General features: G+C 45.5%; 25 protein-coding genes. 14 read left to right on the top strand and 11 right to left on the bottom strand.

The window, feature by feature from the left end; translation table 11 throughout:
• Positions 1-200: 200 nt before the first annotated feature.
• Positions 201-1253 (bottom strand): Gfo/Idh/MocA family protein, encoded by a 1053-nt coding sequence (locus QUB06_RS26790; RefSeq protein WP_015178266.1) that lies wholly within the window; start codon positions 1251-1253, stop codon positions 201-203.
• Positions 1254-1759: 506 nt separating this feature from the next.
• Here QUB06_RS26790 and QUB06_RS26785 point away from each other — a divergent pair.
• Positions 1760-2413 carry a PEP-CTERM sorting domain-containing protein gene (locus tag QUB06_RS26785; RefSeq protein ID WP_333437855.1) on the top strand — a complete coding sequence of 218 codons (654 nt, stop codon included), beginning with the start codon at positions 1760-1762 and terminating at the stop codon, positions 2411-2413.
• Between the two features lie 36 nt (positions 2414-2449).
• On the opposite strand, the gene QUB06_RS26780 is transcribed toward QUB06_RS26785, so the two are convergent.
• From QUB06_RS26780 to def, 3 genes are all read right to left on the bottom strand, one after another.
• Positions 2450-3787, bottom strand: coding sequence for a PrsW family glutamic-type intramembrane protease (locus tag QUB06_RS26780; protein WP_333437854.1), 1338 nt, complete (start codon positions 3785-3787; stop codon positions 2450-2452).
• A gap of 177 nt (positions 3788-3964) precedes the next feature.
• Positions 3965-4165, bottom strand: coding sequence for a hypothetical protein (locus QUB06_RS26775; protein WP_199292547.1), 201 nt, complete (start codon positions 4163-4165; stop codon positions 3965-3967).
• Positions 4165-4725, bottom strand: coding sequence for a peptide deformylase (gene def, locus QUB06_RS26770; RefSeq protein WP_333437853.1), 561 nt, complete (start codon positions 4723-4725; stop codon positions 4165-4167). The genes QUB06_RS26775 and def overlap by 1 nt, the downstream gene beginning before the upstream one ends.
• Positions 4726-4826: 101 nt before the next feature.
• On the opposite strand from def, the gene QUB06_RS26765 reads away from it, so the two are divergent.
• On the top strand, positions 4827-5339 hold the full coding sequence (locus tag QUB06_RS26765) for a DUF1648 domain-containing protein (protein ID WP_333437852.1): 513 nt from the start codon (positions 4827-4829) through the stop codon (positions 5337-5339).
• A gap of 391 nt (positions 5340-5730) precedes the next feature.
• Here QUB06_RS26765 and QUB06_RS26760 read toward each other — a convergent pair whose 3' ends face one another.
• Both QUB06_RS26760 and QUB06_RS26755 read right to left on the bottom strand, forming a co-directional pair.
• Positions 5731-6186: an aspartyl protease gene (locus tag QUB06_RS26760; RefSeq protein WP_333437851.1), complete on the bottom strand. Its 456-nt coding sequence runs from the start codon at positions 6184-6186 to the stop codon at positions 5731-5733.
• Positions 6187-6250: 64 nt separating this feature from the next.
• Positions 6251-6706, bottom strand: a complete 456-nt coding sequence (locus QUB06_RS26755; protein WP_333437850.1) for an aspartyl protease — start codon at positions 6704-6706, stop codon at positions 6251-6253.
• 119 nt (positions 6707-6825) lie between these two features.
• On the opposite strand from QUB06_RS26755, the gene QUB06_RS26750 reads away from it, so the two are divergent.
• Both QUB06_RS26750 and QUB06_RS26745 read left to right on the top strand, forming a co-directional pair.
• Positions 6826-8118 carry a pentapeptide repeat-containing protein gene (locus QUB06_RS26750; protein WP_333287760.1) on the top strand — a complete coding sequence of 431 codons (1293 nt, stop codon included), beginning with the start codon at positions 6826-6828 and terminating at the stop codon, positions 8116-8118.
• A 97-nt stretch (positions 8119-8215) separates the two neighbouring features.
• The gene (locus QUB06_RS26745) at positions 8216-9355 is read left to right on the top strand and encodes a mannosyltransferase family protein (RefSeq protein WP_333437849.1); all 1140 of its coding nucleotides are present in this window, start codon (positions 8216-8218) and stop codon (positions 9353-9355) included.
• Between the two features lie 37 nt (positions 9356-9392).
• Here QUB06_RS26745 and QUB06_RS26740 read toward each other — a convergent pair whose 3' ends face one another.
• Positions 9393-10016 (bottom strand): TenA family protein, encoded by a 624-nt coding sequence (locus QUB06_RS26740; protein WP_333437848.1) that lies wholly within the window; start codon positions 10014-10016, stop codon positions 9393-9395.
• 144 nt (positions 10017-10160) lie between these two features.
• On the opposite strand from QUB06_RS26740, the gene QUB06_RS26735 reads away from it, so the two are divergent.
• From QUB06_RS26735 to QUB06_RS26695, 9 genes are all read left to right on the top strand, one after another.
• Positions 10161-10301 (top strand): hypothetical protein, encoded by a 141-nt coding sequence (locus QUB06_RS26735; protein WP_333437847.1) that lies wholly within the window; start codon positions 10161-10163, stop codon positions 10299-10301.
• The gene (locus tag QUB06_RS26730; protein WP_333437846.1) at positions 10298-11263 is read left to right on the top strand and encodes a glycosyltransferase family 2 protein; all 966 of its coding nucleotides are present in this window, start codon (positions 10298-10300) and stop codon (positions 11261-11263) included. The genes QUB06_RS26735 and QUB06_RS26730 overlap by 4 nt, the downstream gene beginning before the upstream one ends.
• Before the next feature lie 102 nt (positions 11264-11365).
• A complete protein-coding gene (locus QUB06_RS26725) occupies positions 11366-11584 on the top strand; it encodes an ion channel (RefSeq protein ID WP_333437857.1) in 219 nt (72 codons plus the stop codon).
• The gene (locus QUB06_RS26720; RefSeq protein ID WP_333437845.1) at positions 11539-11745 is read left to right on the top strand and encodes a hypothetical protein; all 207 of its coding nucleotides are present in this window, start codon (positions 11539-11541) and stop codon (positions 11743-11745) included. Before QUB06_RS26725 ends, QUB06_RS26720 begins: the two co-directional genes overlap by 46 nt.
• A gap of 475 nt (positions 11746-12220) precedes the next feature.
• Entirely contained in the window at positions 12221-12493 is a 273-nt protein-coding gene (locus QUB06_RS26715) for a hypothetical protein (RefSeq protein ID WP_333314354.1), read from the top strand.
• 85 nt (positions 12494-12578) lie between these two features.
• Positions 12579-12791, top strand: coding sequence for a hypothetical protein (locus QUB06_RS26710; protein ID WP_333437844.1), 213 nt, complete (start codon positions 12579-12581; stop codon positions 12789-12791).
• Between the two features lie 9 nt (positions 12792-12800).
• The gene (locus QUB06_RS26705; protein WP_333437843.1) at positions 12801-13325 is read left to right on the top strand and encodes an AI-2E family transporter; all 525 of its coding nucleotides are present in this window, start codon (positions 12801-12803) and stop codon (positions 13323-13325) included.
• Complete coding sequence (locus QUB06_RS26700) at positions 13220-13639, top strand: AI-2E family transporter (protein WP_333437842.1); 420 nt, start codon at positions 13220-13222, stop codon at positions 13637-13639. Before QUB06_RS26705 ends, QUB06_RS26700 begins: the two co-directional genes overlap by 106 nt.
• 66 nt (positions 13640-13705) lie before the next feature.
• Positions 13706-14515: a glucose 1-dehydrogenase gene (locus QUB06_RS26695; protein WP_333287742.1), complete on the top strand. Its 810-nt coding sequence runs from the start codon at positions 13706-13708 to the stop codon at positions 14513-14515.
• 308 nt (positions 14516-14823) lie between these two features.
• Here the strand turns inward: QUB06_RS26695 and QUB06_RS26690 are convergent, their stop codons facing one another.
• Both QUB06_RS26690 and QUB06_RS26685 read right to left on the bottom strand, forming a co-directional pair.
• Positions 14824-15162, bottom strand: a complete 339-nt coding sequence (locus tag QUB06_RS26690) for a transposase (protein WP_333437841.1) — start codon at positions 15160-15162, stop codon at positions 14824-14826.
• Positions 15163-15848: 686 nt separating this feature from the next.
• Positions 15849-16859, bottom strand: coding sequence for a Gfo/Idh/MocA family oxidoreductase (locus QUB06_RS26685; protein WP_333437840.1), 1011 nt, complete (start codon positions 16857-16859; stop codon positions 15849-15851).
• 524 nt (positions 16860-17383) lie between these two features.
• Here QUB06_RS26685 and QUB06_RS26680 point away from each other — a divergent pair.
• On the top strand, positions 17384-17683 hold the full coding sequence (locus tag QUB06_RS26680; protein WP_106149950.1) for a ferredoxin: 300 nt from the start codon (positions 17384-17386) through the stop codon (positions 17681-17683).
• Between the two features lie 336 nt (positions 17684-18019).
• Here QUB06_RS26680 and QUB06_RS26675 read toward each other — a convergent pair whose 3' ends face one another.
• Positions 18020-19675, bottom strand: coding sequence for a SpoIID/LytB domain-containing protein (locus QUB06_RS26675; protein ID WP_333437839.1), 1656 nt, complete (start codon positions 19673-19675; stop codon positions 18020-18022).
• 324 nt (positions 19676-19999) lie between these two features.
• Positions 20000-21229, bottom strand: a 1230-nt coding sequence (locus QUB06_RS26670; RefSeq protein WP_333437838.1) for a WD40 repeat domain-containing protein, incomplete at its 5' end; no start/stop codon positions are given.

The raw sequence follows: 21229 nt of genomic DNA, 5'->3' as shown, positions 1-21229 counted from the left end.
CAGGTTTGGCTTGTTCCATCCCGCTCGAAGAGCCGGACAGTCTATAAGCCCCTAGCTTTAGCTATGGGGTTCCTGACGCCGAATTGTCCAATCTCAAATCGACTGACATCGAATCCGGTTGCATGGGAACAGTTACCCTCTTCAACGAACAACCAACCCAAACTGTAAAAGCACCCGGAAACGACACGATTTGTCTCGATTTAGCTAACTTGCAAAGTAGACTCTAGCTCTTTCGGATACCAAGCTTGACCGTCGAGAGCCATTTGCTCGATCGAACTCGCAAGCCGCAGAGCTTTGAGAGCTTGTTCTCCTCCCACAGAAGGCTGATTTCCACCCCGCACGCAATTAATAAAATGCTCCAATTCTGCGTGGAGCGGTTCAATATTGCTGGTGTAAACTTTCTCGATCAACCCATCTTGACGGTAAAGCACCTGACCGTAATCCGTCACGTAATTGGCGGTTGTTTGTCGGTGAATCAAGATTTCGTTGTTGAGAAAATCTGCCTCTGTTAGAGAATTTTTGCAGTGAGCCACGATTGAACGGAGTTTGCGGTGCGTCACCTTACTGGCAGTCAGGGTGGCGACAATGCCGTTAGCAAAGTTCAACGTCGCTGTCACGTAGTCTAAATAACCTGAATCTGAGGCCCTGCTGCCGCTGGCCGTCAGCTTCACCACTTGGGAATCTGCCAATTCCAAAAGCAAGTCGATGTCGTGGATCATTAAATCCAAAACTACCGATACGTCGTTAGCCCGCTGGGAATAGGGACTCATCCGGTGAGCTTCCAATGCCAGTAACTCTTCAGTTTTCAGCACTTTGCCAAGTTCCTGAAAAGCTGGATTGAAGCGCTCGATGTGACCCACTTGTAAAATCCGGTGGGCCTCAGCAGCCGCGTTGACCAAAGATTCGGCTTCGGCAATGCTAGCCGCGATCGGCTTTTCAATTAAAACGTGAACACCCGCTTGGAGACAAGACATCCCCACAGGGTGATGCAGGCGAGTTGGAACGGCGACGCAAACTGCATCTACGTGGGCGAGCAAATCTCGGTAGTCTTCAAAGAAGCGAACCCGGTATTTGCTTGCTACATCTATTCCCCGCTCTACATTTATGTCTGCAACACCCACGAGTTCGATATCTTTTAGCAAGCTCAGAACTCGCGTGTGATGCTGGCCCATATTGCCAACCCCAATCACCCCAATGCGGAGGGGTTCGGGTTGACTTCGCTGGGCGAAAACGTTTGCGTATCCCAATGACATCCTATCTAGCACTCCTGGATTCTCCTCCACCACCACAGGAATCAAGCCCCTTGGCTTCCCTCAGCTACTCACAGCCATCCAGATAGTACCACAGTCAAACTATTTGTGAAGAATTTCTAAGTTCAGTTGCGATTATCGCATCAGGCAATTAAGCAGTAGTTACTCATACACAAGGGCAGAATACAGGGGTACAATGTGTTGAAATTACGTATTGACAAAAATTGTTAAATCTGTATACAGAGCGGGACGATCGCCTGCTGCATCGCCACAACACAAACCCGTCGGAATATTTGGCGATTACGATCAAACATTTTTCTAGTTTGTGTTCAAAAGTAATAGTGAAAGTCATAAATTATACAAATACAACAGGTGACGCATCCGTATTAGTTCGGTTATTTACATTCGGCAATCTTTGACTTCAAAAAAATTTACTTTAAGAATGGGGATAATTACGGGCGATCGCTCGCTCAAATACACTAGACTTACGTAAAGCTTAATAAAAAACAATGAGTCAAAAACACAGGCCCAGATTAGGAAGTGCGATCGCTAGCACAATTTTAAGTTTGTTTTCTGCCGTGTCATTGGTAGAAGTTGACAAAGTACAAGCCGCCGTACTTACCTACAATTTCGATGTGGACAATGGTAGTACAGCTAGCGGCTTTTTTAAGTTGAATAACTCCTCGCTTACAGGAATAGGAATTGAAGAAATTGCCGTTTCGGAGGGAAGATTGGAACGATGGGAAAAAGATTACAATTTGGCAGGGGCTACAGCTTCTTTTGAGCAAGGAGTTTTTCGCGGACTGTATGCAAGTGGCGGCTACAGTATGATGAATGAATATATCAGTCCTCCAGACGAACCAGGAGGGCCTTTTTACTGGGTGTATGAGAGCTACGAATCTTGGTCTATGGGATTGAGATATTTCTCGTGGAGTCACGAGACTGTGTACAGATACATGAACTATCAATCATATATAGACGATGGATTGCTCATCGTCGATAGCTATATTCCATACTCTAGAGGGTGGGGATCCTCTGATGTTTCTTACACCCTAGTGGATACAGCAGCCGAACCCGTTCCCGAACCTCTCACCGTTGGGGGTACAGCTTTAGCATTGGCAGGTTTAACCTGGTTAAAACACAAGAAAAAAATGGCAGTTTGAAGTGCGATCGCACCTCAACCATTAAGCACTCAGCAGTCACTTTTCATAAAATATTCGAGTTGCAAAATTTTGCTCTCGATTCGGAGACAGAGCTCTGGCTTTCAAAATCGCAGCTACCAAAAACGCATAGGACAAAACTCCCACCAACGCCAGCAAAAGTACGCTGGCGGCTCCCGACGCATTCCACAAAGCGTGAAGTGCGGAAGCGCTGAAATAACCTACGCCCAAAATTTGCCAGCGCTTCCTAGGTTTGAGGGCGCTCAAACCGATAAAATATCCCAAATAGCCGCTGTAAGCCATATGTCCGGCGGCGGAACCCAAAATGCGGGGAATTAGCAACTGCAATCCTACTAATTGTCCGGCGTCTGGCCCTGCTTGCAGGGTGACATTTTGGATGACATTGGGAACGTACTGCCCCAGTGTTTCTAACAGTGTAAACCCGACTGCCGAGGCACTTCCTAACAGAATTCCGTCTAAAGGTTCCCAAACACCGATTCGATCGCGCCAGGGATTTTTCAGCCAATTTCCCAGCAACATGGCTCCCAAAACGGGCAGGGCTTTCAGCAATTCTTCCATCAGACCCGCCCCGAAAAACATTCTGGTCAAAAAAGGCAAAAAACTGATTGTTTCGCCTTCGATTGGCAGGCGGCCGGGCAAAATTTCTCTAAATACGAATATAAATCCAATTAATAAGGGGCTGCTCAGAATCAGGACTGTAGCTAAAGCCGAACCAAGCAATACCCACCAAGGCTTGTGTTTGCCGCATAGTTGATAGATAAAGTAGTAAGCCGCACCGGCGAGGTAAGCTGACAGCAGCAAGTTGAATGCAGCAGAATTTCCAACGGCGACAAACATCGACACGACAACAATAACTGTGGCGATACCTGGATATAAGTAAGCTTTTTGGCTTAATTGTTTGCCAGTGGAGGCGATCGGGAATAATTGAGTTAAAGTGAGAGCGTCTTTTTCGCTACCAGCAAAATTGCCCGTTTGTGGTGCTCTTAATCCGGGTTGATTTTGGTAAGGGGTTACGGGAGATTCAAATATAAATTCAGGGCCATCAAGGCCGAGACTGATGCGATCGCCTGTTTCTAAAGTTTGGCAGCCAGAGAGCTTTTTTCCGTTGATATAAGTTCCGTTAGCGCTGTTGAGGTCGCAAATTTCCCATCTCGTCAAAGTACCCTGAGTTAGGGGACGGATCATGGCGTGGCGACGGGAAACCATGCCGTGGGCGATCGACTCTAAGGTTATTTGACAATTGCGATCGCGTCCGATGACCCATTCCCCTTCTTCAGAAAGTTGGTACTTGGATACTGGGGTTCCCAGAGCGTCTTTTGCTGGCACTTGTCGCAGAAATCCGATTTCATTAGTCATGAGTTATAAGTCATTAGTCATTAGTCATTAGTCATTGGTCATGAGCTCGCGAGCTGTTAGCTGATGTTATTTTTGAGCAGTCTTTATTCCACAGTTATTGGTTGTTAGCTGCTGACTAATTACTAATTACTAATTACTAATAACTGCTGACTAATGACTAATGACTAATCACTCTGCTTATAGATTTGCCCTGGCATCCTGAACGGCTGCATAGAAAAATATGCCAGTTAGCGGTACGCTCAGGGCGAGGATGATGCCCGTGACTAAATTGCCAAGTTGAGCTTCTCCCGATGACAGCTCAAAGATGGAGCCAACTGCCGCGATCGCAGTGATGCACGAAAGAGCTAAGAGTAAACCACTTTTCGGAGTTCCTGCCATCATACTGATTTTACTGCCTTTGGGGAAAATTTATGCTTGACTAATGCTTCATTTAGTGCGAGCTTGTTTTCTACTCTGTCTACAAACAGCACTCCGTTGAGGTGATCCATTTCGTGCTGAATTGCCCTCGACAGTAAGTCTGTTGCTATCAGGGTTTGTGGGCGGCCGTATTCGTCGCGGTAGGAGACTTCAATGACTTCTGGGCGTTTGACTTCTAAATAAACTCCCGGAATGCTCAAACACCCTTCTTGCAAGATGCAGATATCGCCGCTGCTACTTTTGATGGTGGGGTTGATCAAAACAATTGGGGGTGTGGCGGGGTTTTCCGGGTCACAGTCGAGGACAATTACTTGTTTGTGGACTCCGACTTGGGGGGCTGCCAAACCGATGCCATCCGCACTGTACATGGTTTGCAGCATTTCTCGGACTAGCTGCCGAATTTCTGCATCGACGCTTTTGACGCGCTTAGCTGGCTGCCGCAGGACGCGATCGCCTAATGTGTGTATTGTTAGGGGCGGTTTTTCTAACTTTTTCTTTTCAATCAAGACCTGAGCCGTCATAGAACCTCGCGGGATGTTTGGAAACCCCCAACGAAAGCTGTTGGGGGATGAAATTGGAACCAATACTATTATTTTCAATATTAATCTAATTTTCAGTAGCCATGACTGGAAACACACCAAACCAACGGCCGGTTATTTCTCTGGGGCTTTCGCCTGTTTTAGTGGCGGTAGAGCTTTTAGGTGCGATCGCGATTTTGCTGGCTGTTTTGCTCATCGTCAAGTTTTGGGCCGTTTTGCCTGATCGAATTCCGATTCATTTCGGCTTAGGGGGGCTGGCTGATGCTTGGGGCGACAAGGTGACGATTTGGATCGTGCCGACGGTTGCTGCGATTATTTTTGCGGTTTTAACTGCGATATCGCGCTATCCGCATACTTTTAATTATCCGGTACGGATTACTTCTGAGAACGCTCACCGGCAATATCTGTTGGGGCGAGGCCTTTTGGTTTGGCTGAAGGCGGAGATTTGCTGGCTGTTGGCGTTTGTGGTGCGGCAGCAAATTCTTGTCGCTTTGGGCAATGCTCAAAGGTTGAGTATGGAGGTACTTCTAGGAATAATTGTTTTGATGTTTGCGACGGTTGGCGTGTATTTGCTCAAGGCTTATTCTGCTCGCTAGATGTAGGCCAAAAAACTTACATATACCTAAAAAATGGGTTTTTGGGTCTATTTATTTTTCCCGCCGTTAATAATATATAACATCTCATAAATACAGAAAATTACTTGATAATGAGGAATTTATTCCTCAATTTTTTATCAGGATTTTAGTCCTCACTACAAACATTTTTGATTGCGGCTAATCGACCGAAAGCATCCACGATACAAGCCCCCGAATTCAGCCGTGGAGAAATAAAAAATCTGTATCCGAGAAACTTGCCCCCCGAATTTATCCGTCGGGTCAATGCTTCAATTCTAAAATCTAAAATCTAAAATCTAAAATCTAAAATCGATTGACTGGACATGAGAGGAATCACAGGCCAGAGGTTTGTGGTGCGGTAAACGCCGATCAACTAACCCATCAGATATGTTTGCTGATTGTTCATCGGCAATACTCGCAGCCGTTGATTTTTCAAATCTGGTTCTAATCCTAGTTCTTCCATTGGAATCACGCCCAACAAAACAGCAGAAACGCCTTCGGGCAATTCTAAACAATCAAATCTGCCTTCTCTCCCCTCTACAATAATTTGAGCGCCTGCAAAAATTCGACATTTTTTGATGCCAGCCGATGTTTCTACATCTCTTTCTCCTACTTGTTTTAAACCGAGTTGGCTAATAAGGGGAGCTGGCAAGGAAAGCAGAGTTGCTCCGGTATCGACAACAACGTTATTGAGGGTAACAGAGCGAACTTCCTCAGCAGAAATGAATCCCCGTTCAGCCATAACTAGATCGATGCGATTCGTGACGGTGATTGTTGTAACAACTTGACCCCTTTGTTTTTCTTGCAGATTGGGGAGTACGAGTGTCATAATTATGTTACCTCTTTGAGTGGATTTTATGGTACATCTTTGGGCTGTTTCGTCCGCTCGAATATTAAACCATCAGATATGTTTGTTCTTCATTCATCGGCAATACTCGCAGCCGTTGATTTTTTAAATCTGGTTCTAAGCCTAGCCTTTCCATCGGAATCACGCCCAGCCAAATCGCATCAACTCCTTCGGGCATTTCAAGGCAGTCAAACACTGCTTGTCGCCCTTCAACTTCCAGCATAATATCTTGAAAAATCCGCCCTTTTCTGATTCCCGCAGCAGTTTCTACATTGGTTTCTCCAAGCTGGCTTAAACCCAACTGGCTGATAATGAAAGCTGGTAAGGCAAGCAGAGTGGCTCCGGTATCTACTAAAACTTTATCGAGAGTTAATGAACGAATTTCACCCGCAGGAATGAACCCCCGCTCAGCTAGGACTTGATCGATGCGATTCGTTACGGTGATTGTTGTAAGAACTTGACCCATTTGTTTGCCTTGCAGATTGGGCAGCACCAGTGTCATATCATGTTACCTCTTTGAGTGTAATTAGTGGAGATTTATATTGTAATATTATCTAGAATACTGCTAGGTTAGTTAAAATCGTTTTAGTGATCGGCTAAAATTAGAATTTGCCTCAACGCATGACACCAGAAAACAACTCTTCTCAACCCAATCGCCCTGAATCTAACGTGACTGTAGAAAGTCAGAACGGTGCGAACCCTACTGTGCCACCAGAATCAGGGACAATCGTCGCTACTGCTGAACCCGAAAAACCGGTGCCACCGCCTCCAACTCGCAAGGTTTTTCTGCCCCAGCAACCGGAACAAACGACTGCTGAGAAGTCGGGGGCGGTGCTGACGCTGGGGTTGATCGCAGCGATGATTTTTGGGCTCGCCAATGACAACATTTGGCTGGGCTTAATTGGCGCTGTCGGTGCGATCGGCGTATCGCTGCGGCTGATGTGGCCGAGTTGGGGCAAAATCTGGGCGCAGGTAATTCCGCCGACTTGGCGCACTCTGATCGTCGCCTGCTTCGGGCTTTTAGCTGGGATTGTTGGCTTGCTGATGCTCAGCGGTAGTAATACTGAACCGGGAAGCCGCAACATCCAAATCAACTGGGACGCTATCGGCGCTCTAGGCGAGTTGATCGGCGCTTTGGGCCAAATTTTGATCGCTATTTTGGGCGTTTACGTGGCTTGGCGGCAGTACGTGATCTCGAAAGATTTGACGATTCAGCAAAATCGAATTACGCAGCAGCAAACGATCGATGCTTATTTTCAAGGGGTTTCCGACTTAGCCCTTGACGAACAAGGGTTTTTGGAAGACTGGCCGCAGGAAAGGGCGATCGCAGAAGGGCGCACTGCTGCGATTATGAGCAGTGTAGATGCTGAAGGTAAGGCTAAAATTTTGCGGTTTTTGTCTCAGTCGAGATTGGTTACTCCTCTGAAGCGCGATCGGCTTTTAGGCCGCCCCATCTTTGACGGCGACGGCGGCTACGCTGAAGATAGAGAGCACGGTATCCGCGTTATCGATCTCAATGTCATGTTAGCGGGTGCTGACCTGGCTGGCACCGATTTGCGGTGGACGGATTTGAGCGAAGCCAACCTCGTCCGCGCCAATCTCAGCAAGTGCGATTTAGTGAAAGCCAACCTCTCGCGCGCTGTCTTGTACGACGCCAATCTCGCTCGCGCCGACATGAGAGCCGCCGCATTATTCTACGGCTCGGCACAAACTGCATCCCCCCGCAGTCGTACCGAATTTCCCAACTATCAAACGGGCGAACATACCGGCGCTGTGGTTGAACGCGCTGATTTCACCGCTGTCAAGCGGCTGTCGGAGGAGCAGCGCTATTACTGCTGCGCTTGGTGTGGCTCGAAGTCGAGAGAGACTATTCCCGGTGGCTGCGAAGGGATTCCCAATAAACTCGGACGTTAAAATTAGCAGTACCGCTTTACTTACGTATATATTTGGCGATCGCTCGGCAGCGGACTATACTTTAACTTTAAATCTACAGTCTTGCGGGGTTTTAGCCATGACAAATACTGATTTAGGGCTAGAAGTAATTCCGCGCCCTGAGCGATCCAAAAGCAGGGACGGGTTAATTTTTGTAATTGCTATGTGGTTTCTGAGCCGATCGATAATTGCGATCGGGATGCAGATAATTGCTCCTTTAGTCTCCCTCCCGCCAGAGGATTGGACTCCTCTGGGTTTTGTCAGTGGCTTCCTTCCCAAAAGTGGCTGGGAACTGTTTTCGCACTGGGACGGTAAATGGTACGTCCAAATCGCTAATTTAGGCTACAGCTATGCAGATGACGGGCAGCACCATTCTGTGGCTTTTTATCCCCTGTTTCCTTTGCTGATGCGTGGGTTGACGACTCTGGGAATGCAAGTGGAAGTAGCAGGGGTACTCATCAATAGTTTGGCCTTTCTGGGTGCCTTAGCCGTGGTCTACTTTTGGGTGGAGGAGCGATACGATGCTGGTGCAGCAAAGTGGGCAACTGCTGTGCTAGCTTGGTGTCCGTTCTCACTATTTTGCACTGTCATATACACAGAAGGATTGTTTTTGTTCCTGACAGCATCGGCTTTACGAGCTTTTGAAAGAGGCGAGTATATTTGGGCGGCTTTTTGGGGAGCTTTGACGACTGCTACTAGAGGGCCAGGAGTAGCCCTGATACCTACTTTTTTGCTGACAGCTTGGAGGGAAAAAAGACCTCCCCTCGCTTATGCTGCTGGTTTTGCTAGCGCGATCGGGTTTTTTTCATTTATTTTATACTGTGCTATTAATTTCGCAGAGCCTTTAGCATTTATTCACATCCAAAAAACCTGGCCTCAGCCTACTTGGTGGGAGATATTTAAGGACTTGTCCAGTTTCAGCTTGTACGGTGCTACTAAAGTTGGGATGGTTTTTGGCGGTGGCTTTTTGTTGTGGTATTTACGAAAAAGGTTGAGCATTACAATCATTTGCTTCGGTTTTTGCTCTTTGGCCCTGCTGGTTACTTCGGGAGCTTTACACTCGGTAGAGCGCTACGCTTACGGTATTGTGCCGCTGTCAATAGGTGTTGGCTTGTTATTGGCGGATAGGCCTCGTTGGGGTTACGGGTTGATGGGATTGTTTGGTATATATCTGCTGCGCTTTTCCGTGAGATTTGCTAGTTGGCTGTGGGTAGCTTAGGGGCGATCGCTCTTAATATCTTTTGCCCAGACTTAATTTACTCTATTTCCCAAGCTGCCTGAAAAAAGTCTCTTTCGCACAACATGGCGTAGTGATAGGTTGCTTCTACTTCCGGCGTAGCTTCGGCGTAGCGATCGACCAAACTTTCCAGCCGTTTTGCTAAAATCTCAAAATCAGGGCTGCTATAGGTGGAAATCCAGTCGCTAAAGGCGTGTTCCGGTATATTAGGTTTAGCTAGCTGCTGTCCCAAAAAAGCATACAACCGCAAGCAAGGAGTCATCGCGGCTACTGTCAAACCGACACCGCTTCCCCAGGCTGTCGCTAATAAAAAATCTGTGTAGCGGCGGGTAGTAATTCCCGGTTTTGCCTCTTGCAAATTTACACCCCATTTGTCTGCATATCCTTGATGCAACCGAAGTTCTTCTAAAACACCGCTGCCGAGATTGTGGAGAATTTCAAACCCCTCCCAGTCGGGTGCTTTTGCCGCAGCGATACTGTAAGCGCGCGCGAATGCTCCCAGAAAAAATGCGTCTTGTGCAACGTAATATGCAAAACTATTTTGGGGGAGGCTGCCGTCAGCAATGCCTCTGACAAAGGGATGTTGCAGACAAGCTTCGCTTAAGTCTTGATTTGCTTGCCAAAGATCATTAGAATTTGTCATGCAATTTTGAATCGATGGGTTATGATTGTAATTTTTATAGTCTGACTAAACATCTATGATAACAAATATTTTCGCTGTGCGTCAGTCTTATGGTATCTTTTATTTTTCGGATTTAAGAAAATAGATAAGTTTTGGTACGCGGCTATGTTGTGGGCTGCTGTTGTCTGGCTCAATGAGCGAAATTACGTGCCGAACCTCTCTCGTGAAGCAGCCAGCGTGTTTGGGGAAAAAGAAACTTTTGATTTAACGGTTGAAAAGCCGATTTTTAAACAGAAACTGCAATGAACGATACGCCTAAGTATTCTTTGGTAATTCCTATCTATAACGAAGAAGAAAATCTCGCTGAACTTTATCGGCGAATTAGTGCCGTGATGGCTCGAATGGACGGCGCAGTAGAATTAATTTTAATCAATGATGGTAGCCGCGATCGCTCTCTCGAACTTTTGCGAGAATTGCACGAAAAAGACTCGCGAATTTGTTACCTCAGTTTGGCCCGCAATTTCGGTCATCAAATAGCTGTAACTGCAGGTTTAAACTTTTCTAGAGGTCAAGTTGTAGTAATCATGGACGGCGATTTGCAAGACCCGCCAGAGCTAATTATAGATATGGTAGAACAGTGGCGGCAGGGCTATCAAGTTGTTTACGCTCAACGCACTCAACGCCGTCAAGAAGGTTGGTTTAAGCGGTTGCCGGCTTATATGTATTATCGCATTTTGCGCCATCTTGCTGATGTTGATATTCCGATAGATACCGGAGATTTTTGTTTGATGGATAGGTGTGTGGTGGACGTACTCAATGCGATGCCTGAACGCAACCGCTACATTCGGGGACTGCGCGCTTGGATTGGTTTTAAACAAACGGCGGTTAAGTTTGAACGTGATCCGCGCTTTGCAGGCGAGGTTAAGTATACCTTCAGAAAATCTTTAAGTTTGGCGATGAATGGTTTAGTATCTTTTTCAAAAGTTCCCCTCCGACTTTCGATTTATATGGGGTTATTTGCTGCATTTATATCTGTGTTAATGGCTTTTTTGATTTTGTATTGGCGGCTTTTTTATCCAAGTTCTGCCTTAACGGGTTTGACAATTGTGATGATGGCGGTTTTCTTTTTGGGTGCTGTGCAGTTGGTGAGTATTGGGATTTTGGGCCAGTATATAGGCCGTATTTACGAGGAGGTGAAGGGCCGCCCGCTTTATACGCTGGCAGAAGTGGCTGGTTTCGATCCATTTCGTCAAAAAAATGGTAAATAAGTAGGACTTTTTTACTATCTTGACGGCTTAAATATAGCGGTTGTATGGTGCGTGTGCTGAATCACCTGAAGCCTGGACTAGCTTCAAAATGCGGGTTCTGAACTGATAGCGATCGTCACTCTAATTGGCGCGGCTGGCATTAATGCGTTTGAGCGCGAACTTCCTAATGGTACTGGTGGCATTAATGACTATGGCACTGTGCTGTGGTTGACGGGAATGTTGATGAGCACGATCGGCTCTGATTACTTCCCGAAGACACCCCAAGGGCGGGTGCTTTGTTTTTTGCTGGCGTTGTGTGCGATCGCGTATGCGGTTATTTGACAGCAACGCTGGCAACATTTTTTGTGCGTCAGGATGCTGAGAGCGATCGAGCAGAAATAGCGGGTACAAAATCAATTCAAGCTGTGGAAACAGAAATTACTGCACTGCCAACAGAGGTTCAAGCCTGCTTCACGAAAAGGTTGAGACCTGTGAATTGCTGAACTTTGATTTGAGCATGAGGTCGATCGCTCTCGATGCGATAGTAGAGAAACGGTGATGTCTGTCCAATTATAGATAACCTTTTACTCTAAACTCTTCCAAGCGAGAGATGATGTTTAAATTTTTGAAATTTACTATAAAAATACCCTCTAACCACTCAAACAAAAACTTTTTATAAGGATGGGGAAAACAAGCAGAATAAATTCATGATAGGGAATCAAAAAAAACTTGCTCCAGGATAAATCCCATATTTCACGGTTCAATACTGCCGACAGTTTGTCTATGGCCCAATGGCTAATTTTCTAGGATTTTGAGCCACTGTGGATAATTAAATCAATGTCATCTCCACTCCTGACTTGCATTTAATTCGACTTTTTTATGATCCTTGCCCTCTAAAGCTTGTAGTATCGTCCCCAAAAAGACCCGCACTATTGAATGTTAACCTGGTTCTATTTATTACATTGACACGATAAACTCATGGAAAACACATTGTTCGATCGCACATTCCGCGATAGCGAAGGCCAAATTGTTATAGCTCAGATGCCAAATCTACCACTGAGTGTCGGGATTGTAGCTAGTTTATTAACGCTCATTGTTACAACAGGTAAAATTAATTTAGGGTTGGAGCTAGTAGCCTTTGGCTCTTTGTTTACTTGGGCTTGGGAAGAATTATTTCAAGGTGTTAATTACTTTCGTAGAGCATTAGGTCTGATTGTGCTTGTCGGTCTGATTGTAGGGAAACTTCAATAATTAGGTAAGCATAAATCAAATCAATAAGGTATAGCAAACCTTTAATCAGGCGGATGAGGAACGGTGGAGAGGTTGACAGGCTGTAATGGACAATCCAAAAATTAACACCAATCGGATGTGCCAACACCTGAACAATGCTCCACTCATTCGCTACCTGTTACTATGGACGCTTGGCTGGGCGATCGTGCAGGTGTTGGCATATTTTGAAACGGTTCTGATTGTTTCTATTTTTGCAGCCCTTCTCGCCTTTGTGCTGAACTACCCAGTCAAATTTGTATCTCGTTTCATCCCTCGTTAGGTAGCGGTTGTGCTGGTGTTTTTACTTGCCTTGTTGATTCTAGGTGGGTTAAGGGCAACGTTAGGATTAGCTATCATTTCCCAAGCACAGCAGTTATGGGAACAGACTCCTCAATTTTTAGAGTGGGCGATCGCACTGTTGCAAACACTCCAATCGTTTCTGCAAAAGCGCAATATTACAGTCGATTTCAGCACCTTTGAGACACAACTGCGCGAACAAGCCCTCGGCATCATGGGCATGGGTTTTTCCACACAGCAAAATGTGTTATTCAACTTGCTAGATGTGATTGTGATTGCGGTGGTTGGCTTCTTTATGCTGCTAGATCGTAAACTACTATCGAATCTAATCGTGAGGCTCTTTCCATCCGGCTTACGCGATGATTTGACCAGGGCAATTCAAAAGAATTTTCTGGGTTTCTTTGGTGTCGGTTGCTGTTATCAATCTTCTTGGGCATTTCTACCTTTGTGGTGTTTATTTTGCTGGATATTCCCTATGCACGGCTCATGGCAGCAGTGGCAGGCGCATTTGACCTGATTCCCGGTATTGGCGCAACGATTGGGATTAGCCTCATCTGCCTGATTATTCTGTTTCAAGGAATTCTGCTCAGCTTGAAAGTTTTAGGGGGTTACATTGTCTTACAGCAGGTTGAAGAAAAGTTACTCATGCCCCCTATTCTGCAAGGCTCCATTAATATAAATCCAGTCATTATGTTCATTGCGCTATTAGTGGGGCCGCGAGTCGCTGGATTGGTCAGAGTTTTTCTGTCGAGCCCGATCGCAGGCGTAATAATCAGCCTCCTCGATATTGATGAAATGCGTGGGGAAAAGACAGAACAACCTTCTGGTTGATGTTGAAGCTAGTTGGCTTGAGGTTTCGATTACAACATTTTTTTTTGAATCTCTGGGAGAGAAATTATGAAAGGTTTAAAGGGAAAAAACGCACTCATTACTGGAGCGAGTTCAGGCATTGGGCAGGCGATCGCCATTCGTCTCGCTCAAGAAGGTTGCAACATTGCCGTTAACTATCGCAAAAGCTTAGAAGAGGCAGAAGATACTGAAGAAATAGCTCTGCAAAAAGCCTGTGGACAAGCATCGGAATGCGGGGTTGAAACGCTATTAGTTCAGGGAGATGTCTCCAAAGAAGACGACATTCTTCGTATGGTGAATACTGTCATTGATAAATTTGGTAGTCTGGATATCCTGATTAATAATGCTGGGATTCAAACAGAAAGCGCATCCCATGAAGTGCCAACCGATGAATTCGATCGCATAATTGCCGTCAATTTGCGAGGTGCATATCTCTGTGCGCGGGAAACCATTAAGCATCTGTTAGAGCAGCAGCGCCCTGGGGTGATTATCAATATTTCGAGTGTGCATGAAATCATTCCCCGCCCGATGTATATTAGCTATTCCATCAGCAAAGGCGGCATGGGAAATCTCACTAAAACCCTAGCGTTGGAATACGCAAACCGAGGCATCCGCGTCAATGCTATTGCGCCCGGTGCAACAATTACACCGATTAATGAAAGCTGGACTGACAATCCAGAACAAAAGGCAGTAGTGGAAAGCCATATCCCAATGGGACGGGCCGGCACATCGGAGGAAATGGCGGCATCTGTTGCCTTTCTCGCATCAGATGAAGCGGCTTACATTACGGGACAAACGCTCTATATTGATGGTGGATTGACCCTCTATGGTGACTTTCGCGAAGCTTGGTCTGCCTAAATTAACTGGGAGAAACTATGGGGAAGAAATAGGCGATCGCTGTCATTTTACCTAAAAAAGGATTTGTTTGGGCGATCGCTTTCTTTACTCACCGGACACTAGACTAAACCGCACTAATGTGTCATCCAGATACAGCGCTTCCCGCTGTTATGAGGCTCAATAGCAACAGCTAGCTTTCCCAATTTATTAAATGTTGAGGATTTATTAAATTGAGGGTAACTGCTATTATTCTATCAATCATAGATGCGTTAGTTGGAGCGAATCTCCGCAAAAAAGATTGGAGTTGTGACCACCATAGTTCAATAGGGCTAAAATAGGCGATAGTCAGGAGATAAACAAATAAAACTCCCGCCTACAGCTTCAATCATTGGTACAATTGATGCTAGTTTATCAGCGGGCAAATTATGCTTCACTACTACTGCTCCTGCCCATAATTCAGGACACAAAAATTTATCAATAAATACGGGAAATGCTGCTCCATCCATTGAATCATTTATTGTTATTACTGCCCGCACTTTGTTGATACTAATTGCACCTATAGCTGTAATCTTTGCGTCTCTATAAAATGGTTTTAATAAGGATACTCTTGTCCCCGGTTGCGAACCGGCCTGAGTTCTGGCTAAACGAGCGTAGAATCCCAGTTTCATCCAAAAATACCAGGTTTTATGGCTCAATATGTTTGATCGTTTCCCAATATTCTACTCTTAATTTTTGGACTCAATAGTCGCGGCGTGGCTACTATACCATGTTTTTTTTTACGGTTTAATCCTAACTTCTGCAAATACCGACACCTGGCCGTTCTGCTCACCCAATTTCCAGTCTGATGAGCTAATAATTCACACAACTCTACCCAAGTGGCATCTGGATGCTTGGCCACCAGTGCTTTGACGAATGGTTGGGCATTTGTCAGATGACTCAATTGCGGTTTGCCTCTCTGTTTCGGCTGTAAATTACCCTCGGTTGTTTGAAGATTCACCAGTTTTTGGACTAAACTTTTACTGACCCCAAATCTAGTAGCTACTTTCCTCGCTTGACATCTTTTCTGCCAAATGAGTCTTCACTATTTTTGGCCGGATATCGAGAGAATAGGCTTTCATTAGGTTTGAGTACAACAAGGATATTTTATTGTACCTCATAACAGCGGAAACCGCTGTATCTCACATCTTGCACCCTTCTCAATAAAACGCTTTCGGGCCTCTTCCACAAAGAAGAAATTTTCTTGTGGAACAACCTTTATGGCCCGTTCCTAAAGAGGTAATTGATCAGGGTGCAACATCTCAGTCATATTGGATTTTTACCCAAATTAAATAACCTTATGTTCGCTAGCTTTTTACTAATTTATAAGTGCGATAGTTTGCCTAGTTTCGCTCGATCGCCTCGCAGCATCTGCCACCCTCAAAGCGTACAAGCTACTAGCCTTATCCACGTACAAAGGCGTACCGTTTGACAAATATTCCAACACCATATCGGTGTCTTTGGCAAACAAACCGCGTCGCGTTCCTACTTTGAGGTTGCGCCGATTTTCTCCCTGAATTAATTGACCGGATTCGGGAGTAAAAACCAGCGTTCCTGCTTCTCCGTAGATGGTAAAAATGTTTTCCGACTGCCAAAAAGTCTCTCCTTTTCCATAAACAGCTTCAGCGACAACGCCATTGGCAAAGCGCAACTGTGCATTGCACAAACAAGCTTTGTAGAAATCCGGCTGACTGTCCCAAAATTGAGCTTGACAGTTAACGCTTGCCACTTCCCCGAACAAATCAGTAAATCGGTGCAGTCGCGAAATTGCACCAACTAACGGAAAGCCAAAGAGGGAATGTTGATAAGTCCACCGCTGCGGCGCTGGATGTTGAGGAGTCATAGTAATGTAGCGGGCGTAAAAAACTTTACCGATTAAGGGCAAAGATTCTTTGATTGAGGAGTGCAAACCGCCTAACAGTTCGATGTGTTCGATGTGGAGGAGTTTTTGCTTTTGGGCCGCAAGTTCGATCGCCCTTTCTGCTTCAGATACGTCTAAAGATAGAGGATATTCCACCACAACGTGCTTGTCATTTTCCAGTGCCGCCAGGACGATCGCCCCGTGATCGCGATTCACCGTACAGACAATCACCAAATCTAAATCGTCTCTTTCTACCAGCTTGCGCCAAGAAACCGCAGCTTCTGCCCCGAACCCTTGACAAAATGCTGCGGTTTTCTCCGGGCTGTGGCCCGCAACCGCTACCAAGTGCGATCGCCCATCAGCTTGAATTGTCTCGGCCCTCAACTTAGCGGCAAAACCAGTACCCACGATCCCCACGCGAATTGGAGAATTAACCGAAAAACCAAAGCGAGTATCAATATTAGTCATGGGATTTGAGATTTAAGATTTTAGATAGTTACAGAGTTGCGCTGCAGGGGTTTAGGGTTCTATCGCCCCCATTTTAAGCTGTGGTTGTGGTGCGATTTATTCGATCGAGCCTTCAACACCCAAGTCTGGATGCGATCTCACTATACATTCCACCGCCTGCTGGGACTTGCCTTGCAGCAAGTCTTGCTGAAACTCGATCGACACACCGCATACCAACAACCCGGTTTTTGTGCTGTAGGGCTCAAAACAGGATTTTTCCTACAAACCGGATTATTTAGCGCAAGTCTTGCGGCAACAGTATCACAAGGCTGAACCCAAGATAGGTATAAGTAATAAAGATGAAATTAGAAAAAGTTATAACTAATCCCATTCAAATTTTTTGTAAATAAGTGTTGCAACCTTGCTTCTTTCCCCTACTATCATAGAGGGAACAAACCTAAGACCTAACCTCAAAGCTAATAGAGCCTTGAAGGTTGCATTAGGAAAAATTATAGATCTTGTTGAATTTTTGAGAGGATTAGTGCATGGCGACTTACAAAGTTACCCTCATCAGCGAAGCCGAAGGAATTAACCAGACCATTGACGTTGATGACGATACTTACATTCTTGATGCTGCTGAAGAAGCAGGACTCGACCTCCCCTACTCTTGCCGCGCTGGAGCTTGCTCCACCTGCGCCGGCAAAATCACCAAAGGCGAAATTGACCAATCCGACCAATCTTTCTTGGACGACGACCAAATCGAGGCCGGATTTGTCCTCACCTGCGTCGCCTATCCCAAGTCTGACTGTACGATCGAAACTCACCAAGAAGAATCGCTCTACTAAGAAAGGACGCTCTGCGTGATACCCTAAGAAACCCGGTTTCTCGTTTCCAGAATTAAGCTGAAATAGCGCAATTATGTTAAGAAACCGGGTTTCTGTGTCTAACATTGCAACAAAGCCGCCAGCAGTCTGTCACTCCTAGCTATGAATTCCTAGCTGTTTGAGCAGATAGCTGACCAAATAATTTTAGATTTTAGATGGCCGATTTTAGATTAATTGTGAAACCAATCTAAAATCCAAAGTCTAAAATCTAAAAGTTTTACGGCTAATGTTTAGTCCGCGAAGGCGGACTTTGTTTGTGTAGTGGCGATTTCAATCGCCGACTCCGACTCTTATAAACTATTCGCGCCAAAATGTAATGTTATCGCTGAGTGGCACAACTTGAGCGCCGGGAAAATAAAAGCTCAGAATTTGAGATCCGTTCCAGCCCAAATTAGCCAAATTGTAAGAACCAGTCTGACTCATTCCCACCCCGTGTCCGAAACCGCCTCCCACAAAAGCATAACCGTTGAGAGTTTTGTCGGGATTGTAAATTGGTTCTAGGTAAAAAAGCGTGCTAATCGGGGGGTAAAAAGCATTGCGAATCTCGTCTTTGTCGATATCAATCGGGCCCAAGTCAGTTTGAACCTTCATTTTCAAAACTCGACCTGCGGCCGACCTTTCCACCACTTCCACTTGAGTGACAGTTTTAAAATTAGCCAGCGGGTGCTGTTTTTTCTGAAGATACTGTTTGAGGAAACCACCAATCGCCGTCAAAGAAGCGGGTTCGCGCCACCGAAACGTGTCTTGTTTTTCCTCATTAAACCCTTTTTCCAAACTGATAAAGCGGCGGAAGTTGTTTTCGTCAGACAAACTCTGCTTGGACAAATCCCAGACATTGTTAGGGGAATCGACGATCGATCGCAAATATGGACGTTCCGCGCCCTGCCACACATCGTTAAAAGAGGCTGTCACGCCGCCGCTAGACGCGGAATAAAGCGCGTCTACTAGCTGATTTTCGTAAGTTAGCACCAAACCGCTCGTTTGGGCGATCGCCTTATCACTTTGCGGGTAAACCTCGGTCAAACCGTGATAAACTTGGCAGTTCACATCAGCGCACAACTCATAATTATCCACAGCAAACCGGCGCAAATTTCTCAGGGCGTAGGTTCTCGCTAAAATAGTTTGAGCGACAATCGCAGCGTAAGGCGAAAAAGCCCCAATTTCGTGAGGAACAACACCCCGCAAATAAGTTTCGGTCAGCACTTTATTTACCAAAGTATAAGTGCCGTAAGAATTTTTTTGCAGGTGCAAACTGCCGCCATAACGGCGAGTTTGTTGAATAGCTTTTTCGGGTTCAGTAGCTGTCGCCTCTTGGGTGGTTTGTTCCAATACCTCAATCACATTTTTCCCCGCCGTCACATCCAACTCATTGCGGTTGAAGCGAAAGCCGTTTAAAACCCAAAATGCCTGGGGTACTTGTTTAAAAACTTTGGAATCCAAAAAAGCTGTTGTGTTCCCTTGAGCTTGCAAACTTTGCAACAGCCAGCGCCGCACCAAAGGAGAGTTATAAACATCTCTTTTCGCCCAAACTTGCCAGCGAAAAGGTTGAGCAATTTCTACTTCAATTCCCTGGGCGCGCCACTGATTGGCGCTGTCTTCCGCACTCTCGAAACTGCGGTGGGAGCTCAGAACAACTCGTTCTTCTACTAAGGGCGATTCCAGAGGTTTCGGGGCTATTTCTAACTTGACGCTAGCAGCCGTTTTGGTTTCTATGCCTTGAGGAGTTTTGTAACGCAAAGTTAAGCTGTCGCCCGGTAATGCTTTCAGCGTCAGTTTGTCGGTTGCTTTGGTACCAAACCGCTGCACCACGCCGATTTTGATGGGTCTATTTTGGGGAGTTTGGGCGTATGCCGCAGCGCTGAAAATGGGCAACAGGCACAATGCGGTGAAAACAGTCCTAGAAATGCAGCTAAACCATTTGTACTTGGGAGTTGGAGGTGCTTGAGCGAACACGGTTATCTGTCTCGCGATAGTTGAAATTGGGGGATTTTTGATTGTACGTTAGCACATTTGGCCGCTGCTAGAGCGGGATTCCGGAAGATTAGCTGGTTTGGTTGCCAGAATTCTGTTAAGTCAGGACTTACGCCAGACCAAAGAAATCGGGTTTTTTACCGAATCTGCGGGCTGCAACGAAATATTTTCGTAAAAAACCCGGTTTCTGAGCTCCATGCGGTAAATCTGTCATTGCGGGTGAAACGCAGCAATTGCAAAAGTTGCGATCGCTTTACATTCTGTTACACGGTCAGGTTTATTTGCACCTACCGACTTATTGGCTAATCATTTTTTCTGAGCACCAATCCCATCACAAACGTGTTTATCGCTTTCCTCAGCATTATTCTGCAAATAGTCGTGCAGCCAATCGCAGCCTTGCACCAGCATCTCATCTAAACTTTTAATTCGCCACAACCTTGCTGTTTTGTCACCTGATGCTGTAACGATGTATTTTCCGTCAGGACTAAAACTGACACTCGATACCCAATCTTGATGTCCTTTAAATTCTTGTATCAGCTTACCTGTTAAATCCCACAACCTTACTGTTTTGTCGCTTGATGCCGTAGCGATATATTTGCCGTCAGGACTAAAACTGACACTCCTAACCTCATCTTGATGTCCTTTAAATTCTTGTATCAGCTTACCTGTTAAATCCCACAACCGGGCTGTTTTGTCCAATGATGCTGTAGCGATGTATTTGCCGTTGGGACTAAAACTGACACTCCTTACCCAATCTTGATGTCCTTTAAATTCGTGTATCAGCTTGCCTGTTTTTAAATCCCATAACCTTGCTGTTTTGTCCCATGATGCCGTAGCGATGTATTTGCCGTCAGGACTAAAACTGACACTCCTAACCTCATCTTGATGTCCTTTAAATTTTTGTATCAGCTTGCCTTTTAAATCCCACAACATTGCTGTTCTATCATTTGATGCCGTAGCAATGTATTTACCATCTGGACTAAAACTGACACTCCTTACCCAATCTTGATGTCCTTTAAATTTTTGTATCAGTTTGCCTTTTAAATCCCACAACATTGCTGTTCTATCATTTGATGCCGTAGCGATGTATTTTCCGTCTGGACTAAAACTGACACTCAATACCCCGCCTTGATGCCCTTTAAATTCTTGTATCAGCTTACCTTTTGCTAAATCCCATAACCTTGATGTTTTGTCATCTGATGCCGTAGCGATATATTTGCTATCGGGACTAAAACTGGCACTCCTTAGCGCCTCTTGATGTCCTTTGAATTCTGGTATCAGCTTGCTTGTGACATCCCACAACCTTGCTGTTTTGTCCTCTGATGCCGTAGCGATGTATTTGCCGTCAGGACTAAAACTGACACTCGATACCCAACCTTGATGTCCTTTAAATTCTTGTATCAGCTTGCCTGTGATATCCCACAACCTTGCTGTTTTGTCCTCTGATGCCGTAGCGATGTATTTGCCGTCAGGACTAAAACTGACACTCGATACCCAACCTTGATGTCCTTTAAATTCTTGTATCAGCTTGCCTGT

Source organism: Microcoleus sp. D2_18a_D3 (genome assembly GCF_036702455.1).
Taxonomy (GTDB): domain Bacteria; phylum Cyanobacteriota; class Cyanobacteriia; order Cyanobacteriales; family Microcoleaceae; genus Microcoleus.
The sequence above is the reverse complement of the archived record's forward strand: the minus strand, read 5'-3'. Positions and strand labels throughout refer to the sequence as shown.

Coding starts and splice junctions, on each gene's coding strand:
- QUB06_RS26790 (WP_015178266.1), bottom strand. CDS start 1,253: ATGTCATTGGGATACGCAAACGTTTTCGCCCAGCGAAGTCAACCCGAA.
- QUB06_RS26785 (WP_333437855.1), top strand. CDS start 1,760: ATGAGTCAAAAACACAGGCCCAGATTAGGAAGTGCGATCGCTAGCACA.
- QUB06_RS26780 (WP_333437854.1), bottom strand. CDS start 3,787: ATGACTAATGAAATCGGATTTCTGCGACAAGTGCCAGCAAAAGACGCT.
- QUB06_RS26775 (WP_199292547.1), bottom strand. CDS start 4,165: ATGGCAGGAACTCCGAAAAGTGGTTTACTCTTAGCTCTTTCGTGCATC.
- def (WP_333437853.1), bottom strand. CDS start 4,725: ATGACGGCTCAGGTCTTGATTGAAAAGAAAAAGTTAGAAAAACCGCCC.
- QUB06_RS26765 (WP_333437852.1), top strand. CDS start 4,827: ATGACTGGAAACACACCAAACCAACGGCCGGTTATTTCTCTGGGGCTT.
- QUB06_RS26760 (WP_333437851.1), bottom strand. CDS start 6,186: ATGACACTCGTACTCCCCAATCTGCAAGAAAAACAAAGGGGTCAAGTT.
- QUB06_RS26755 (WP_333437850.1), bottom strand. CDS start 6,706: ATGACACTGGTGCTGCCCAATCTGCAAGGCAAACAAATGGGTCAAGTT.
- QUB06_RS26750 (WP_333287760.1), top strand. CDS start 6,826: ATGACACCAGAAAACAACTCTTCTCAACCCAATCGCCCTGAATCTAAC.
- QUB06_RS26745 (WP_333437849.1), top strand. CDS start 8,216: ATGACAAATACTGATTTAGGGCTAGAAGTAATTCCGCGCCCTGAGCGA.
- QUB06_RS26740 (WP_333437848.1), bottom strand. CDS start 10,016: ATGACAAATTCTAATGATCTTTGGCAAGCAAATCAAGACTTAAGCGAA.
- QUB06_RS26735 (WP_333437847.1), top strand. CDS start 10,161: ATGTTGTGGGCTGCTGTTGTCTGGCTCAATGAGCGAAATTACGTGCCG.
- QUB06_RS26730 (WP_333437846.1), top strand. CDS start 10,298: ATGAACGATACGCCTAAGTATTCTTTGGTAATTCCTATCTATAACGAA.
- QUB06_RS26715 (WP_333314354.1), top strand. CDS start 12,221: ATGGAAAACACATTGTTCGATCGCACATTCCGCGATAGCGAAGGCCAA.
- QUB06_RS26710 (WP_333437844.1), top strand. CDS start 12,579: ATGGACAATCCAAAAATTAACACCAATCGGATGTGCCAACACCTGAAC.
- QUB06_RS26695 (WP_333287742.1), top strand. CDS start 13,706: ATGAAAGGTTTAAAGGGAAAAAACGCACTCATTACTGGAGCGAGTTCA.
- QUB06_RS26690 (WP_333437841.1), bottom strand. CDS start 15,162: ATGAAACTGGGATTCTACGCTCGTTTAGCCAGAACTCAGGCCGGTTCG.
- QUB06_RS26685 (WP_333437840.1), bottom strand. CDS start 16,859: ATGACTAATATTGATACTCGCTTTGGTTTTTCGGTTAATTCTCCAATT.
- QUB06_RS26680 (WP_106149950.1), top strand. CDS start 17,384: ATGGCGACTTACAAAGTTACCCTCATCAGCGAAGCCGAAGGAATTAAC.